Annotated in this window: 12 protein-coding genes and 1 tRNA gene; 9 read left to right on the forward strand and 4 right to left on the reverse strand. The window is 62.1% G+C overall.

The window, feature by feature from the left end; translation table 11 throughout:
• The 3 genes from VJ923_RS10905 to VJ923_RS10915 all read left to right on the forward strand — a co-directional run.
• Positions 1 to 452 (forward strand): nucleoside deaminase (locus tag VJ923_RS10905; RefSeq protein ID WP_407651379.1); only part of this gene is annotated, 452 nt, incomplete at its 5' end.
• A 14-nt stretch (positions 453 to 466) separates the two neighbouring features.
• Positions 467 to 1,531, forward strand: a complete 1,065-nt coding sequence (locus tag VJ923_RS10910; RefSeq protein WP_326441395.1) for a 4-(cytidine 5'-diphospho)-2-C-methyl-D-erythritol kinase — start codon at positions 467 to 469, stop codon at positions 1,529 to 1,531.
• A gap of 2 nt (positions 1,532 to 1,533) precedes the next feature.
• Positions 1,534 to 1,896 (forward strand): guanylate cyclase, encoded by a 363-nt coding sequence (locus tag VJ923_RS10915; protein ID WP_326441397.1) that lies wholly within the window; start codon positions 1,534 to 1,536, stop codon positions 1,894 to 1,896.
• An 86-nt stretch (positions 1,897 to 1,982) separates the two neighbouring features.
• Here the strand turns inward: VJ923_RS10915 and VJ923_RS10920 are convergent, their stop codons facing one another.
• The gene (locus tag VJ923_RS10920) at positions 1,983 to 3,722 is read right to left on the reverse strand and encodes an FAD-dependent oxidoreductase (RefSeq protein ID WP_326441399.1); all 1,740 of its coding nucleotides are present in this window, start codon (positions 3,720 to 3,722) and stop codon (positions 1,983 to 1,985) included.
• Positions 3,723 to 3,913: 191 nt separating this feature from the next.
• Here VJ923_RS10920 and VJ923_RS10925 point away from each other — a divergent pair, with 191 nt between their 5' ends.
• The 4 genes from VJ923_RS10925 (at position 3,914) to VJ923_RS10940 (ending at position 9,804) form a co-directional block, all read left to right on the forward strand.
• Positions 3,914 to 5,461, forward strand: a complete 1,548-nt coding sequence (locus tag VJ923_RS10925; protein WP_326441401.1) for a helix-turn-helix transcriptional regulator — start codon at positions 3,914 to 3,916, stop codon at positions 5,459 to 5,461.
• A gap of 448 nt (positions 5,462 to 5,909) precedes the next feature.
• Positions 5,910 to 6,941 (forward strand): hypothetical protein, encoded by a 1,032-nt coding sequence (locus VJ923_RS10930; RefSeq protein ID WP_326441403.1) that lies wholly within the window; start codon positions 5,910 to 5,912, stop codon positions 6,939 to 6,941.
• Between the two features lie 27 nt (positions 6,942 to 6,968).
• On the forward strand, positions 6,969 to 8,834 hold the full coding sequence (locus VJ923_RS10935) for a hypothetical protein (protein ID WP_326441405.1): 1,866 nt from the start codon (positions 6,969 to 6,971) through the stop codon (positions 8,832 to 8,834).
• Positions 8,835 to 8,901: 67 nt separating this feature from the next.
• Positions 8,902 to 9,804 carry a hypothetical protein gene (locus VJ923_RS10940; protein WP_326441406.1) on the forward strand — a complete coding sequence of 301 codons (903 nt, stop codon included), beginning with the start codon at positions 8,902 to 8,904 and terminating at the stop codon, positions 9,802 to 9,804.
• Between the two features lie 310 nt (positions 9,805 to 10,114).
• Here VJ923_RS10940 and VJ923_RS10945 read toward each other — a convergent pair.
• Positions 10,115 to 10,205, reverse strand: a tRNA-Ser gene (locus VJ923_RS10945).
• Between the two features lie 215 nt (positions 10,206 to 10,420).
• On the opposite strand from VJ923_RS10945, the gene purB reads away from it, so the two are divergent.
• Positions 10,421 to 11,770 carry an adenylosuccinate lyase gene (gene purB, locus VJ923_RS10950; RefSeq protein WP_326441408.1) on the forward strand — a complete coding sequence of 450 codons (1,350 nt, stop codon included), beginning with the start codon at positions 10,421 to 10,423 and terminating at the stop codon, positions 11,768 to 11,770.
• Positions 11,771 to 11,914: 144 nt separating this feature from the next.
• Here purB and VJ923_RS10955 read toward each other — a convergent pair whose 3' ends face one another.
• Both VJ923_RS10955 and VJ923_RS10960 read right to left on the reverse strand, forming a co-directional pair.
• A complete protein-coding gene (locus VJ923_RS10955) occupies positions 11,915 to 12,781 on the reverse strand; it encodes a TlpA family protein disulfide reductase (protein WP_326441410.1) in 867 nt (288 codons plus the stop codon).
• A 36-nt stretch (positions 12,782 to 12,817) separates the two neighbouring features.
• A complete protein-coding gene (locus VJ923_RS10960) occupies positions 12,818 to 13,480 on the reverse strand; it encodes a cytochrome c biogenesis CcdA family protein (protein ID WP_326441412.1) in 663 nt (220 codons plus the stop codon).
• Positions 13,481 to 13,744: 264 nt separating this feature from the next.
• Between VJ923_RS10960 and VJ923_RS10965 the strand changes: the two genes are divergently transcribed.
• Positions 13,745 to 15,013 carry a glycoside hydrolase family 3 N-terminal domain-containing protein gene (locus VJ923_RS10965; RefSeq protein WP_326441414.1) on the forward strand — a complete coding sequence of 423 codons (1,269 nt, stop codon included), beginning with the start codon at positions 13,745 to 13,747 and terminating at the stop codon, positions 15,011 to 15,013.
• The last annotated feature ends 140 nt before the right edge of the window (positions 15,014 to 15,153 follow it).

The following is a 15,153-nucleotide window of genomic DNA, read 5'->3' on the forward strand; positions in this document are numbered from 1 at the left end:
AGGCCCGGGCCGCGGGCGCTATGGGCGAGGTGCCCATCGGCGCGGTGGTGGTGCACGAGCCCATCGACCGCGGCACGCGGCGTCCGCTCGCCGAGCCGCGCGTCATTGCACGGGCGCACAACCGGCGCGAGACCGACCGCGACCCGGCCGGCCATGCGGAATTCCTCGCCATGAAGGAGGCGGCCCGCGTGCTGGATGCGTGGCGCCTGGCCGACTGCACGGTGTACGTGACGCTGGAGCCCTGCATCATGTGCGCGGGCCTCATGCACCAGTCGCGCGTGGCCCGCTGTGTGTACGGCGCTCCCGACCAGAAGGCCGGCGCCGTGGGCACGCTGTACGACATCCATGCCGATGGGCGCCTGAACCACCAGTTCCAGGCCACAGCGGGTGTGCGCGAGGACGAGTGCGTGGAATTGCTGCAGGAATTCTTCCGCGCCCGTCGCAAGAAATAACGAGAGGAAGCCGAATGACCGAGAATGCCCAGCGCAATCGCGAGGCGGAAGTGAACCTGTTGGCGGCGGCCCGCGAGGCCCAGTGGTCGGCGGCCACGTTCATGGGGCCGAACACGATGAAGCTCGTCTCGCCGGCGAAGGTGAACCTGCTGCTCGCCATCGGGGCCCGTCGCGAGGACGGGTACCACGATGCCGACACGGTCATGCACGCCCTGGCTCTGCACGATACGCTCTACTTGCGCACGGAGGATATTTCCGCCGATGAGCTGGCCAAGCGCGTGGCGGACAGCGAGGGCCGTGTCGATACAGCCGTGGGCGGTCCGGCTGAGAACCTCCTTGTGACCATCGACCTGTCCGACCGCACGGGCCAAGATTTGGAAATCGCCGCGGCTGACAATCTCGCCTTCAAGGCGGCCGATCGTCTGGCGCGAGCGGTGGGCCGTGACCTTCCCGAGGCCATCCAGCTGCGCATTGAAAAGCACATTCCGGCCCAAGGCGGCCTGGGCGGCGGCTCGTCGAATGCGGCGGCGGTGCTCGTGGGCTTGGCGAAGGCGTGGGATATTCCCGCCGACGACGACCGCGTGGCTGAAGTTGCCCGATCTCTCGGCGCCGATGTGGCGTTTTTCCTGCACGGCGGCTGCGCGCTGCTCGACGGTGTGGGCGAGGTGCTGCAGCGCACGCTGGAGCCGTCGCGCCGGGCCGTGGTGCTGGTGAAGACCGAAGGCGGCGTCTCCACGGCGGCCGCCTACGAGCGCTTCGATGCCGTTCCGTGTCCCGCGTCCGAAGAGGTGCTCGCCTGCGACCGCTCCGCAACGAAGGCAGATGAGGTGCTCCTTGCCAACAACCTGGCCCCTGCGGCCGAGGCCCTGCTGCCCGAGCTGTCCGACGTTCGCGTCTGGCTCGCCGAGCAGGCGGGGGAGGGCAACGTGCTCCTTTCCGGCAGCGGATCGGCCACCTTCGCCCTTGTGGACACCTTCGCCGAGGCCAGCCGCATCGCCACCGCGGCTACGGCTCGCGGCTGGTGGGCGCGCCCCACAAGCCTTTCCGGCTTGCGTGCCGCTATCGTTCCGGGGCGGTAATCATGGGCTTTCTAGCGCGCCTGTCCCGCGTGGTTCCTCTGCTCATCATTATGGCGGTGGCCGCCGGGCTCATTTACGTCGTCGTCACCTATCGCCATTCCCCGGCGCGGGCCAAGGAAGTGCTCATCAAGGTCTTCACCTGGCTCAACGCCATCGTCATCGGCTTCTTCGCGCTCGTGTCCCTCTACGCCTTCTTCGACAACGCGCCCGCCGTGCTCGATCTGTCGCTCAGCTTCATGGCTGTGGGCCTTGTCGGCCTTGCTATCACGCGCCTCGCTAACTGGCGCTTCCTCAAGCACAATCCCGCCTACCGCAAAAAGCGCCTCGCCGCCACCACCCGCCGCCGCTGGCCGTGGCAGCGCTAGAGCTCCCCAAGACGCAAAGCGGACCCCCGCCGTACACAGGGGCCCGCAAAGGGAGGGTGGTGGCAGCGGCGTGCCCAGCCGCCGAACTACTTCTCGGCAGCGGCGTTCATGCCGGCCAGGCGACCGAACACGAGCGCCGTGGCCAGGCTGATGCCCGCCTCGGTGACGGGGTATTCCACGGCGTAGCGGCCGCCCATGTTGTTGCCGGCCACGTACAGGCCCGGGATGGGGGCCATGGCGTCGTCCAGCACGTGGCAGTCGGTGTCGCAGTCCAGACCGCCCATGCACACGAGCATGCCCGCATCGCCGAACTCGCAGGCGTAGTAGGGCGGGTTCTCCAGCGGGAACAGGCGGTCGGCGCGTTTGCCGAAGTCCTCGTCCACACCCTTGTGCGCCAGCTCGTTGTAGCGCTCAACCGAGGCCACCACAGCGTCCACGGGCAGGCCCATCTTCTCGGCCAGCTCCTCAATGGTGTCGGCCTGGCAGGTGATGGCGTCCAGGAACATCTTCTCGGTGGTATAGCCGCTGAAGTTCGCGGTGAAGTCGTCGCCCACCACGGCCGGCCACTTATCGGCCTCCTCGTCGGGGATGAAGTAGTTCACATAGCCGTGGCCGGTGCCCTGGCAGGCCAGCTGCTCGGGCCACTTCGCGTCGATGATCTGCCATGCGCGGGCCTCGGGCTGGCGCGACAGCTGGTCCTGGATGTTCTGGCCGGGGATGTCCTCGTTCATGAAGCGCTCGCCGTTCACGTTCAGCTGCAGGAAGGCGTCCACGCCGAGGGCCGCGCCCATGTGGTGCGTCATGGGAGCCAGCGGGCCCAGCTCCATATGGCCGCCGGCCCACATGCCCATGCGCTGGCCGTCGCCGGTGTTGGCCACCTCGCCCTTGGCGTCGATGTTGGGGTAGAACGGCGCGATGCCCTCGACCCACGGCACGTAGTAGTTCAGCATGTCGGGATTGCCCGAGATGTCGCCGCAGCACAGGATGACGCCCTTCGCGGCATTGATCTGCGTGTAGGTGCCGTTGCCGTCATGGACGTAGGCGCCCGTCACGCGGCCCGACTCGTCCTTCACCAGCTGCTCGGCGAAGGTGCTGAACATAAACTCGGCGCCGGCGCCCTCGGCGATGGTCTGGCACGACTCCATGCACCAGCCCACGCTGGGCTCGGTGGTCACGGTGCCGTTGAAGAAGGGGAACAGCTCGGTCGAACGGTCGTAGCCCTCCAGCATGGGGAAGCACTTGGGGCGGATGACGCAGTCCTTCTCGCCGCTGGCCGGCGTGGCGGAGGTGGGCACCACTTCGTAGTCGGAGCCGCTCACGAGCCAGTCGAAGTCCTCGCCGGAGTGGTCGTACCAGTAGCCGAGCAGGCGCGCGTTGGGGCGGAAGGTCATGTCCTTCATCAGCTGGTTGACCACCTCGGCCTTGTCGGCCAGCCCCATGCCCAGATCGCTCTGGATCTTCGAGCCGTAAATGCCGAAGTCGCCGGCCATGCCGATGACGCCCAGCTGCGCCTGCTTCTCCACGCCGATGACCTTGGCGCCGGCCTCGGCCGCGGCGCGGGCCGCGCAGATGCCCGAAAGGCCGAGGCCCAGCACCAGCACGTCGCACTCCTTGGTCTCGGCCACCTCGGCGGGCGGCTCGGGGGCGGTCATGAACGCCGGTGCGCCCTCGGTGGCGGCGCCCTCGCCGGCCGTGGAGGACAGCGCGCCCTCGCTCGGGGCCGGGGCGGCAGGCGTGCAGCCGGCCAGTCCGGCGGCTCCCGCGGTCACGGCTGCGGCGGCTCCCAGGCCGAAGAACGCACGGCGGCTCATCGATTGTTTGCTCATGGAATTTCCCTTCCCTCATAGCTTCGCGGCGCCGGGGTGGCGGCCGCGTTTTTGCGGTCCCTATGGTAGGGGGAGAGGCGGGCCGCTCGCGACACCCGTCAGTAGTGAAATTCCCCGTTTTCGGGCGAAAAAGCAGCTATCTCACCCGTCGCGGGTGGTACGGAATCGGCCTCGGCGCTTATACTGGCACCATGGGATTTTCGGGAGGGAACATCGTTGCCAACGTGCGGGCATCGTGGCGCGACCTGCGTGAGCAGGCGCGCTGGTACCACGTGGGCTACGCGCTCTTCATCGCCTTCAACTTCATCTATCTCCACGACGCACTGCCCCTTATTGGCCAAGGAGGGTTCCCGCCTGCGACCGGCATGCTGTTCCTCGTGGTGTTCTTCGGCGCGCGGTGCGCGTGCGCCGCGGGATGCGCGGGCGTCTCGTATGCGCGTCCCGGTTCCGTGCCCTCCGCGGTGGCCGCGGGGTTTGCGTCCCTGCTCCTCGTAATCGGCGTAACGCTGTCCGTGGCGGTGCTGCGCGTGCCCGAGCTTGCCTTCGGCGCGTCCGAGGCGTCGCTGCTGCTCGCCCTGTCCGCGGCGCTTCTGGGTGCCGGAGACGGGCTGCTCCTCATGGTATGGGGCCGCTTCTGCGCGACGCTTCCCTTGCGCACGACCTATCTTTTCGTGCTGCTGTCCTATGTGATCGCGCTCGTCGTCACCGGGTCCCCCTTGTCGCTCTCGCCTTGGGTGCTGCTCGTCGCGGCATGGGCTTCCTTCGGGGTGATGCCCCATTTGGTCGGCCGCAGCCTCGCCAGCCGGAAAATCTCCGCCGTGAGGCCTGCTCGGGATGCCGCGCTCCGGGCGTTCGGCACCTTGTGGCGCCCGGTGCTGCTGGCGGCCCTGTTCGCCCTGCTGAGCAACTTCATGCTGTTCGTGTCGGGCCAGCAGGCGGTGGAGGCCGCTTCGGCCCAGCTCACCTCGACGCTCGTCACCCTGGCGGTGGTGCTGGCGCTGCTTGTGCCGGCGCTCGTCTCCACGCGGGCCGTGAACATCGCCGCGTCCTACCGCATCGCCCTGCCCTTGGCCACGGGCGGTTTTCTGCTGCTCGCCTTCGTGTGGAACGGGGGTGGTGGCGTGGCGAACTCTCTGGTGGCCATGGGCTGGCTCATCGCCGACGTCATCTCCTGGTGCATGATCGCCGAGGCGGTTCGCGAGACGCGGGCTCCGGCGTTTCTGCTGTTCGGCGTAGGGGAGGGGGCCATCTCGCTCTTGGCGTTGCTCGGCTCCGTTCTCGGCTACTTCTTCGCCTCGCGCGTCGGCAGCGAGGTGGTGGCCCTTCTGGTGCTCGCGCTGGTGGTGGTGTACCTGTTCTCCACGGTGGTGCTGTTCGTGCTGAAGGATCGCAGCTTGGCGGCGCCGGGCACGCGGGCCGATGAGCGCAGCGAGGTGCCCGCGGGCTCTCCGAGCGCCGTGGCAGCTGCTGCGGCCGAATCCGAGCCCGTGCTCATCGTGGAAGACCGCGTGCAGCGCTCTTGTGCCGCGCTGGCCGCGCGTGCCCAGCTCACGCCCCGCGAGACCGACGTGCTGGGGTGCCTGGCTCAGGGGCGCAACACCCAGTACATGGCCGAGCATTTGTGCATTTCCGAGAACACGGTGAAGTCCCATGTGCGCAACGTGTACCAGAAGCTCGGCGTGCATTCCAAGCAGGACATCATCGACATCATCAACGCCGACGAGGGCGATCCCGCATAAGGAGGGCGCCTTTCTGTTGGTGGCGACCTTTCTTTATCGCCATCTCACATAGAGCCCACGGCACCCGCATCACTATCGGCCACTATGCCAAGAAGGGGCATATAAGGTCACGGGATGGGGAATATTACAAAACAGGGTCGAGAGTTGACTTGCGAGCTGGTCCGTTCGGCAGAAGCGCAAAACGTTTTCCTATTGTTGCCCGCTCTTCATTTCTCGCCAGGGAATTTGCTATACTCATCGTTGCCAAAAACCGTGAACTTCAAGTGACTTGGGGTTTGCAGCAACAGAATATCAACAACCGCCAAGGAGGGCATCTGCCCACTCCGGGTTGTTGCATGCTGCACGCCCCACGGTTTTTGGCGAAACTGCGGTGGATGCCTTCCTTCCCGAATCGCCAGAGGTCGCGCCTCTATCGCACGTTCGACGAAAACGAGTGAAAGGGCGCAGCATGAAAAGAGCATTCGCACATTCGGGATTCCAAGCCTTTGTTCCTACATTATTGCTGGCAACAGGTCTCGCCTTGTGCCTTATATTGCCAGGATGTGGTGCGGCAAATTTCGGCCAAACTGAGGACTCCTTCAAAAAGGCCTTTATCGAGCAAGGATTCGATAAAAGGGGCGCCGCTTTGGACGACTATGTCAAGGAGACCCCTTACTCCCTTACGGCTTTCTCCGTTTCGGACATGGAAAAGACAGGCGACAATACGCTTACTGCCGTAGTGACGGCAACGGTGGAGAACGAGAGCTTCATCTCGGAGCTTGTCTTTGATGCTACTTATACCGATGATGAAGAAAGCCCCCTCTATGAATTTCAGCGTCAATCCTCAACTACGACTCCGAAAAAAGGAATCGATTCTGGCGAAGGAGTCGAATTCGACGAATCCCAGATGACTCTGAGCGAAGATAAGACGCACTGCGAAGTTGTGCTAGAAGAAACCTGCGGTGCCTGGTTCGTCGACTCTTCCGAGACAACGACCATGTCGTTCGTTTTCGAAAACGATTCGTGGCGCAAGGAAGATGAGGACACGTCGCGCAAGGTTTCCTACAAAGACATCGAGGGCAGCTATTGGGGCAAAAGCAACCTCATGGAGCACTTCGTCAGGTTCGACATAAGCAACTTTGATGAGGAAAGGGGCACCTTCACCATAGAAATGAGCGCCGAGCAATATGAGTGCGGATACGAGAGGGATGCAATGCCTTTCGATGCCACTCTTCATGGAGCGATTGAACCGGAAACCGGAGGACAGTACGCACTCGAAGATGGCTACTCCTATGGGTTTGTTGCCAGTGGCACAAGCACAGGCGGAAAGGGAAGCGCGAAGCTCGTGGGCTACTTTACGAATCCCAATACGGGAGAAAAGACCATCGAGCTTGTCCAGGGCAGCCAAATCGATGCCTTCACGGTTGGTTCGCTCACTCCTAAGGGAGAACAGGACAGCAATACTCTCGTCTACAACGAGGGAACCCTCTATAAAAAATAACTTCATCTTGCCGAAAGAGGGTCAACTATGAACAACAATATCAAACGCCCTGCAATCATTGTCGCAATTGCCATGGTGGTAATTCTGGCTGCGATTGCCTTGAGTATCGTGTCTATACCTACTGCCGAGAAGGGAAGCTCTCCGGAGGGGAATGTCTATCCTGGAGTCGTCATCAACGACGACGTGGTACTTTACCAGGAAGGGGAATCCCCTTTTCAGATCATCGGATGCAGCGAGTCAACGGTGACGGTCTCCTCGTTGGAGGGGCTGCCGGAAGGCGCCATTCTGGCCGCCGGTGTCACCGAAACGACGCCCGAGGGCTTGCTGCGCCGTATCGGGGCGGCCCGGGAAACGGAGAGCGGGTTTGTCGTTTCAACAACTCAGGCTGCGCTTACCGAGGCTATTGACCAATGCGACGTAAGCTACTCGATCGAGATTGACGAGAACGGCGATTACCGGGTAACTGACACGAGAAACGGCGAGGTGTCCTCGTTCGTTCAGCAGGCTTTCGCTGATGACGTGGAGAGGAATCTCTTCGACCTCCGTGAAAGCGGCTTTGGAATTTACGCTGGAGATACCATTGATGTTTCGCTGAGAATCGACTTTGGCGAGATATCGATGCGGGTCGTCAATCGTTTCGCTTGCGGAGCGGAGATTGATTTCGAGGAGCTCTTGAGCTCCGGGACCGTGGAGAAAGAGCTGTTCGATAAGGATTTAAGGCCCTTTACCCTCTATATCGGGTGGCTGCCCATAGTGTTCACCAACCACGCCGCAATCGACATGAGCGCCGAGGGCACGGCGTTCTTTGAGGCGCTGGTAAGTGAGTACGTCCTCGATAAGTCGTTCGGCTTCGAGTATACGAGCTCCGAGGGGCTGAAGCCGATCAACGAGGATCGATCGCGCGCCTTTGAGCTGACTGCTTCTGCAGGGCCGGATATTACCGTGACAGGAGACTTCGATGCGGCGGTGACGGCCCGTTTTAGCAGCATGCTCTATGGCTGTGCTGGCCCGGAGTTTTCGATCGGCTTGGACAGCTCGACGAGCTTCGAGCTTCAGAAGCTTACCGAAGGAGAGAGCGGCGATGGGGCCATTAGAATCCCGGGACTGGATTGGGATTTGAAGGGGAGTTTAAGCGAGAAGATCACCGCGCCTATTACCGGCGAGTTCAAACTCAGCATTCCGACCAATCCGTTTGACGGCAATACCGAAGAGTTGTCAGCAACCGTGTTCGATACGGGGGACGCCATTACGCTTCTTGATGTTAGCAAGGAGTTCGGCGCGGTTGGTGAGGCGAGTTTTGCTGACGAATCCAACGGGTTCGACTTCGCAAACTTCTTCGATTTCGATGACACCTATACGACGAAATATGGCGAAGTAAATGCTGTAACGTGGCCGGCTTTCTCGTTTGATCTTCCAGGGGGCTGGTCGGTTACGACCGATGATGTTACGACGCACGGAGAAAGCATCATCGTCGAGAATGGCGGTGGCATCGAAGTCGTGTTCTCCCAATTGAACGGCGATCCTGGCGGTACGCATAACAGTTCGGTTCGCGCCCTCGTGGAGCGCGTGTCAGGCTCGTCCTTCGTGCCTGGAGCCGTGCAAGCGGATGATTATTCCTCTCTCGGCGAGTTTATGGTAGCGCGCGTGACGCTCACGGGTTGGGCTCATAATGGCGCCGATGGCTACTCAGATGGCGAGGACGAGCAGTACTATGCGGTGCTGCCGGTATCTTTGGAAGGCGAGCGGGAGTTCGATTCCGGATTCCCCGATATTTTTCTTTCCTTTGAGTACCCTGTCCTGACCGCCTTCTACTGCCCCGTTCCCGAAGGGGGGCTGTCGGCTGACGATGAGGCTGCTGTGGTGGCAATGCTGGCTAGCTTCCGGGTGGAATAGCGTGTCCCTATTGGTAGGTTGAGCGTCCTGAAAGGTGGCGCAACGAACGATGAAAGAAGGAGCAAAAATGAAAGTGGACAAGAAGGCGGCTATTGCTATCGGCGCCGTCGCGGTAGTGTTGGTGGGTGTCGCTGTCGCATTTGGGATTCATGCCCACAACGAGGAAATGCATGCCATTGAGATTTCCGAGTACAACCAAGAAGCCGAGAAAGTCGCCGAGGACTATCGCGAGGAGCTGGCAGGACTGACCCTCGAGGATGCGGACATGAATCACGACTCGGTTCTGGGCAACATTCAGGACTTGAGTCGGTTTGCCGAGGCCATCGATGTGGATTCCGTCACATATTACGATGGCTCTCGGAATTTGTACGACGCCCTTGCCCAGGAAGCGGCTGCTGCCATCGAACGAGATGCGGCCTGGATGCGCGACAGTTACGCCGCCGAGCTGGCAGCTATCCCGACGGAAGGCGACGACAAGGAGGCGCTCGCGAATTCCGCAACGGCGGCGCAGACCTTGGCCGACACCGTGAAGACGGATGCCGCCGTCGCCGAGATTTGGAAATCCGACGAGGAGCGGGACGCGTTCGTCGCCCAGTGCACAGCCGCCGCAGATGCGGCAAACGCGCGCATCGCGGAGATCGAGAAGGCGGAGGCGGAGCAGAAGGCCAAGGAAGAGGCCGAGCGCAAGGCTGCTGAGGAAAAGGCTGCTCGCGAGGCTGCTGCTGAAGCTGAGAAGACCGGCTACGGCTCCAGCTCCGGTTCCTCCGACAATGGCGGTTCCAACAAGTCCTCCTCCGGCTCCAGCGGTAAAAGCAGCTCCTCCAGCTCGAGCTCCGGTTCCAGCAACTCCAGCTCCTCTTCCTCCGGCTCCGATGACTACTATGTGGATACCTCCTTCGAGATGACCGAGGAGCAGGCTGCTGACTGGCTTGAAGTCTCTGAAAACAAAAAGAAGAATAGCGATGAGTAATGGTGCGTTAAAAGGATCAGTATTTGCTGATCCTTTTAACATGCCTGCTGCGTCTTTTTCTAGCAAGAGCGTAACCAAGCATGGAAGATTCTGCGGATGTGCCAGACGAAGAGAAATGCCGCCGAATGCTAATAAGCGTTCTGGTGAATAGGGCGGTTTACTGCGATGGCTTTATGTCCGTCTGTTTTGGTGCTGGAAGAGATTTGGCGGAGGTGGTCGTCGCGCCCGAAAACAAAAAAAGCTCCCAACGGGGAGCTGCGACCACATTTCGACCACTTAGACCGACTGCGTGTTATTTAGCTGGGAAAAATGGCGGAGGAGTAGGGATTCGAACCCTAGATGCCCTTGTGGGGCATACTCACTTAGCAGGCGAGCACCTTCGGCCTCTCGGTCACTCCTCCGCGTAACAATGCATCTTACCCGAGCCGCCCGCATTCTGCAACGAGATATTTTCTCGCTGCGCAAAGAATCCGGCTGAATCACCTGCAAGGGCGACCTCGCAGGTGATTCAGCTCATTCGAACGGGACGCTTGGGTAAGAGCCCCGACGAACGGGATTATTTCTGGTACCCTGTTTCTCAGCAAAAGCCGCAGGCTGCAAGGGAAAGGAAACGCACGTGATCGGTCGCTACACTCGCCCCGAAATGGGCCGCATCTGGGAGCTCGAGAACAAGTTCGCCATTTGGAAGGAAATCGAGGTTTTGGCCTGCGAGGCCCAGGCCGAGCTCGGCCAGGCGGGCATCACCAAGGAAGAGGCGCAGTGGATTCGCGACCACGCCGACTTCACCGTGGAGGAGATCGACGAGATCGAGAAGGTGACCAACCACGACGTCATCGCGTTTACCACCTGCATGGCCAACTACATTGATGCCGACATTCCCGAGGGCGAAGACAAGCCGAGTCGCTGGGTGCACTACGGCATGACCTCCTCCGATTTGGGCGACACGGCCCTGTCCTACCAGGTCACCCAAGCTTGCGACATCATTATCGACGACATCAAGCGCCTCGGCGAGACCTGCAAGCGCCGCGCCTTCGAGTTCCAGAACACGCTGTGCGTTGGCCGCACCCACGGCATCCACGCCGAGCCCATGACCTTCGGCATGAAGTTCGGCAGCTGGGCCTGGGCCCTGAAGCGTGCGCTCACCCGTATGGAGGAGGCCCGCGCCGTGGCCGCCACCGGCGCCATCTCGGGCGCGGTGGGAACCTATTCCTCCATCGACCCCTTCGTGGAAACCTACGTGTGCGAGAAGATGGGTCTCACGCCCGACCCGCTGTCCACCCAGGTGCTCGCCCGCGACCGCCACGCCCAGGTGATGGCCGCGCTCGCTGTGTGCGCCTCCACGTTGGAATCCATCGCCATGCAGGTGCGCCTTTTGCAGCAGTCCGACGTCATTGAGGCGGAAGAGCCGTTCACCAAGGGCCAGAAGGGCTCCAGCGCCATGCCCCACAAGCGCAACCCCATCACGGCCGAGCGCGTCTGCGGCCTCGCGCGCGTGGTGAAGGCCAACGCCCAGGTGGCCTTCGACAACGTGGCCCTGTGGTTCGAGCGCGACATCTCGCACTCCGGCGCCGAGCGCGTGGTGCTGGCCGACAGCTTCACGGCGCTCGACTACATGTTCGCGAAGATGCAGTGGATGCTCGACGGCCTTCAGACCTACCCGGCCAAGATGGAGCACAACCTGTGGCGCACGAAGGGCCTTATTTTCTCTTCGAAGGTGCTGCTGGCCCTGGTAGACGCCGGTATTTCCCGCGAGGATGCTTACGTTATCGTGCAGCGCAACGCCATGAAGGTGTGGGAGGACATCCAGAACGCCGTGGACGGCCCCACCTACCGCGAGCGCCTCGAGGCCGACGACGAGGCCATGGCCCTGCTCTCGGCCGAGAAGCTCGACGAGATCTTCGATCCGTGGGACTTCCTCACCCGCAAGGACGTGGTGTTCGACCGCCTGCAGGAGCTGGAGTTCTAAAAGACCGCCGTCATCGATTGTTCTAACGCGAAGCGCCGACCCTTGGGCCGGCGCTTTTTCGTGAAACTTTTTCCTCAAATGAGTTTTACAAAAACTGAGTTGAGTTCCTCGGACCCGAAAATTGAAGACCGAAGGCGGTCGCGCCTACTGTGCGGTCGGGACGGCGGCGCCGGTGAGCAGGTCGATGCCCTCATCGAGGACGGCGGTGTTCATGGTGCCCATGTAGCCGCCAAGGATGTTGCCCTCGGCATCAATCAGGTAGCTTTGCGGAATGGAGGACACGCCATAGGCGGTGGCCGCGCTTTGGTCGACGTCGAAGTAGCAGGGGAACGTGTAGCCGTTCTGCGACAGGAACTCCTTGGCGCTCTGCTCGGTCTCGCCGCTCATGCCCGTCATGTTCACGATAACGAACTCAATTTCATCGCCGTGCTCTTCCCAGGCCGCTTGAATGTCGGGCATCTCGCTTGCGCAGGGGCCGCACCAGCTGGCCCAGAAGTTCAGCAGCACCGGCTTGCCGCGGAAATCGGCCAGGGTGAGGGTTTTGCCCGAAGCGTCGGTCATGGTGAAGTCGGGGGCGCTCATATCCTGCTCGTCCTTGTTGGTGTCGGTCTCGGTGGCGGCGTTGTTGCCCGAGGCCGATTCCTGGCTGGCGCTTCCGGCGTTGTCGGCCGCAGAGTCGCGAGCGCTCGTGTCGCCCTCGGCCTTATCGGCGTTCTGGACCGACGTTGTTGTGCTGATGCCCCGGTTGTCGGCGGCGGGGGCCAAGGCGCTGTAGGCAATGCCGGCGCCGATGAGCAGCACGGCGAAGGCGACGACGGCCGCGATGACGCCGATATGCTTCTTGCGGTCGGCCTCTTCGCCTGCAGGGGTGGCGGCCTCAGACGCTCGCTCTGCCTCCAGGGCGGCAATCTGCTCGCCTAAGGCCTCGCCGCGCTCAGCAGGCGTTTCCGTCGGCTTGTTCTCGTCTTCAGTTGCGCTCGCGTTCACGTTCTCGCGTTCGTTCTCGCTCATATTCCAACCTTTCATTCTCGCGTTGGTTCTCGCATGCTAGCTCAGTAAGCGCAAGAACCCGCCGAGCAGCCCTGTCGCCATGAGCACGCCCACGGCGACAAGGAACCACCCGCATACCTTATTGATGATGTCGTAATGCTGCTTGATGACGTTGAAGGCGCCCTTCAGCTTGTCGATGAGCACCGCCGCCGCCACAAAGGGAATGCCGAGGCCCGCCGAATAGCACAGAAGCAGAATGATGCCCTGCACCACCGAGGCTTGCTGCGAAGCGAGCATGAGGGCCGAGCCCAGAAACGCGCCCACGCACGGCGTCCAGCCAATGGAGAAAATGATGCCGAACAGCACCGACGAGAAGAATCCGAGCCGACGCCCGGCCAGCGGGTTCTTCGAGCCGCGGAAGAAGCTCAGCTTGATGATGCCGAGGAAGTACAGGCCGAACACGATGACCACCAGGCCGCAAACTGCATTCACCGCGCTCTGGTACTCGACAAAGAAAGCCCCCACTGAGGAGGCCAGCGCTCCCATAGCTACGAACACGCAGGTAAATCCGAGCACAAAGCCCAGGGCGTTGCGCAGTACCACCGGCGTGCGCACTTCCTCGCCGGCGGCGAAGTAGGTGACATAGAGGGGAATCATGGGCAGAAGGCACGGCGATACGAAGGTGATGATGCCCTCGAGGAAAGTGATGAGATAAGTCACGTCGCTCCTTTCTGGCGTCGATGTTCTCGTGCCTGCTTGAAACGCCCGCCTTCCTCAACCAAGCGAAGGCGGGCGTCTGCGTTTTGCGTTCCATTATTCCTCATTTGCGCGCGTCGCGTCTCAGCCTCCACAGAAAGTGAAGCGACCGTTACCCATTTTGCGTTCGCCACCGTTTCGTTCGTTGCCAACAACGGGGCGCTGGCCTATGCTGGTGAAGCGCATCTGCAACCGAATCGAACTACGCGCTGTTCTAAGGGGGGCTCCATGGGCATTGCAACCGATTTCATCACCCGTCGCCGCTTCGTTTGGCTCGCGGCCTTGGCGGGAGGCACGCTGGCGCTGGGAGGCTGCGCGGACGACGCTGCCAGCGAAGGCGCGCAAGGTGCCGGCGATAGCTCGGGCACCGCCTTCGATGAGCCCGATCAGAGCAGCGGCGGGGAAGGCGCTGGCGGGGAAGACGCCCAAGCTGCTGCCCGCGCTGCGGTGGACGAGCGCGTAAAGGCCATGACCCTCGAGCAAAAGGTGGCCCAGCTGTTCGTCGTGACTCCCGAGGCCCTGGTAGAAGGCGTGTCCCAGGTCACCCAAGCGGGCGACGCGACCCACGAGGGCGTAAAGGCCTATCCCGTGGGCGGCATCGTCTATTTCGCCCAGAACCTGCTGGATCCCAACCAGGTTGCTGCCATGATCGCCAACGTGAAGCAGTTTTACGCCGACGACGGCAACGTCGCGCCGTTCATCGCGGTGGACGAGGAGGGCGGCACGGTGGTGCGCATCGCCGATAACGAGGCCTTCGGCGCCCAAGACGTGGGCAACGCTTCCGATATCGGCAATGCCGGCGATACGGAAGCGGCCAAGCGCGCGGCCGAGCAGATTGCCGATTACCTGACTCCTCTTGGCTTCAACACCGATTTCGCCCCGGTGGCCGACGTGGCCGATCCGACCCGCAGCGACACCATGGGCCTGCGCTCGTTCTCGAGTGACGCTCAGGTGGCGGCCGACATGGTGCGCGCCGAGGTGGAGGGCTTCCGCGACAAGAAGATGCTCTGCTGCGCCAAGCACTTCCCGGGCATCGGCTCGGCGGCTGGTGACTCCCACGAGGGCGCCATCACCATCGAGAAAACCACCGAGGAATTGGATGGCGTGGACCTGGTGCCCTTCAAGGCGGCCATCGAGGCCGGCGTGCCCATGATTATGGTGGGGCACTTGAATCTGCCCAACATTATTGGCGACAATACGCCGGCGACGTTGAGCTCCATCGTTGTGCAGGACATGCTCCGCGACACCCTAGGCTACACGGGCCTTATCGTGACCGACTCGCTTTCCATGGGCGCTATTGCCGATTACTACACACCAGCCGAAGCGGCCGTTGCGGCGCTTAAGGCTGGCTGCGACATCCCGCTCATGCCCGAGCGCTTCACCGAGGCCTACCACGGCGTGCTGGACGCCGTCCGCACCGGTGAGGTCGCCGAGACCCGCCTCGACGAGTCCCTCATTCGTATCCTCACCGCCAAGCAGGAGTACTTCGGCCTTTAGCTGACATGAGCCTTTAGACGATACGACCCCATTACAGTTTGAAGTGTAGTTAATCCGACTGCTTGAGCAGCCCGCCCGGACAGTCGGATTACGATTGACATATGTCCCGAGGGACTGCCGATCGGGCGCCCGCGGACGGC

It is taken from the genome of Adlercreutzia shanghongiae (genome assembly GCF_035830635.1).
Classification (GTDB): Bacteria; Actinomycetota; Coriobacteriia; order Coriobacteriales; family Eggerthellaceae; genus Adlercreutzia; species Adlercreutzia shanghongiae.

Excerpts from the sequence above, each read along its gene's own strand:
- VJ923_RS10910 (WP_326441395.1), top strand. The coding sequence starts at position 467 with ATGACCGAGAATGCCCAGCGCAATCGCGAGGCGGAAGTGAACCTGTTG.
- VJ923_RS10915 (WP_326441397.1), top strand. The coding sequence starts at position 1,534 with ATGGGCTTTCTAGCGCGCCTGTCCCGCGTGGTTCCTCTGCTCATCATT.
- VJ923_RS10920 (WP_326441399.1), bottom strand. The coding sequence starts at position 3,722 with ATGAGCAAACAATCGATGAGCCGCCGTGCGTTCTTCGGCCTGGGAGCC.
- VJ923_RS10925 (WP_326441401.1), top strand. The coding sequence starts at position 3,914 with ATGGGATTTTCGGGAGGGAACATCGTTGCCAACGTGCGGGCATCGTGG.
- VJ923_RS10930 (WP_326441403.1), top strand. The coding sequence starts at position 5,910 with ATGAAAAGAGCATTCGCACATTCGGGATTCCAAGCCTTTGTTCCTACA.
- VJ923_RS10935 (WP_326441405.1), top strand. The coding sequence starts at position 6,969 with ATGAACAACAATATCAAACGCCCTGCAATCATTGTCGCAATTGCCATG.
- VJ923_RS10940 (WP_326441406.1), top strand. The coding sequence starts at position 8,902 with ATGAAAGTGGACAAGAAGGCGGCTATTGCTATCGGCGCCGTCGCGGTA.
- VJ923_RS10955 (WP_326441410.1), bottom strand. The coding sequence starts at position 12,781 with ATGAGCGAGAACGAACGCGAGAACGTGAACGCGAGCGCAACTGAAGAC.
- VJ923_RS10965 (WP_326441414.1), top strand. The coding sequence starts at position 13,745 with ATGGGCATTGCAACCGATTTCATCACCCGTCGCCGCTTCGTTTGGCTC.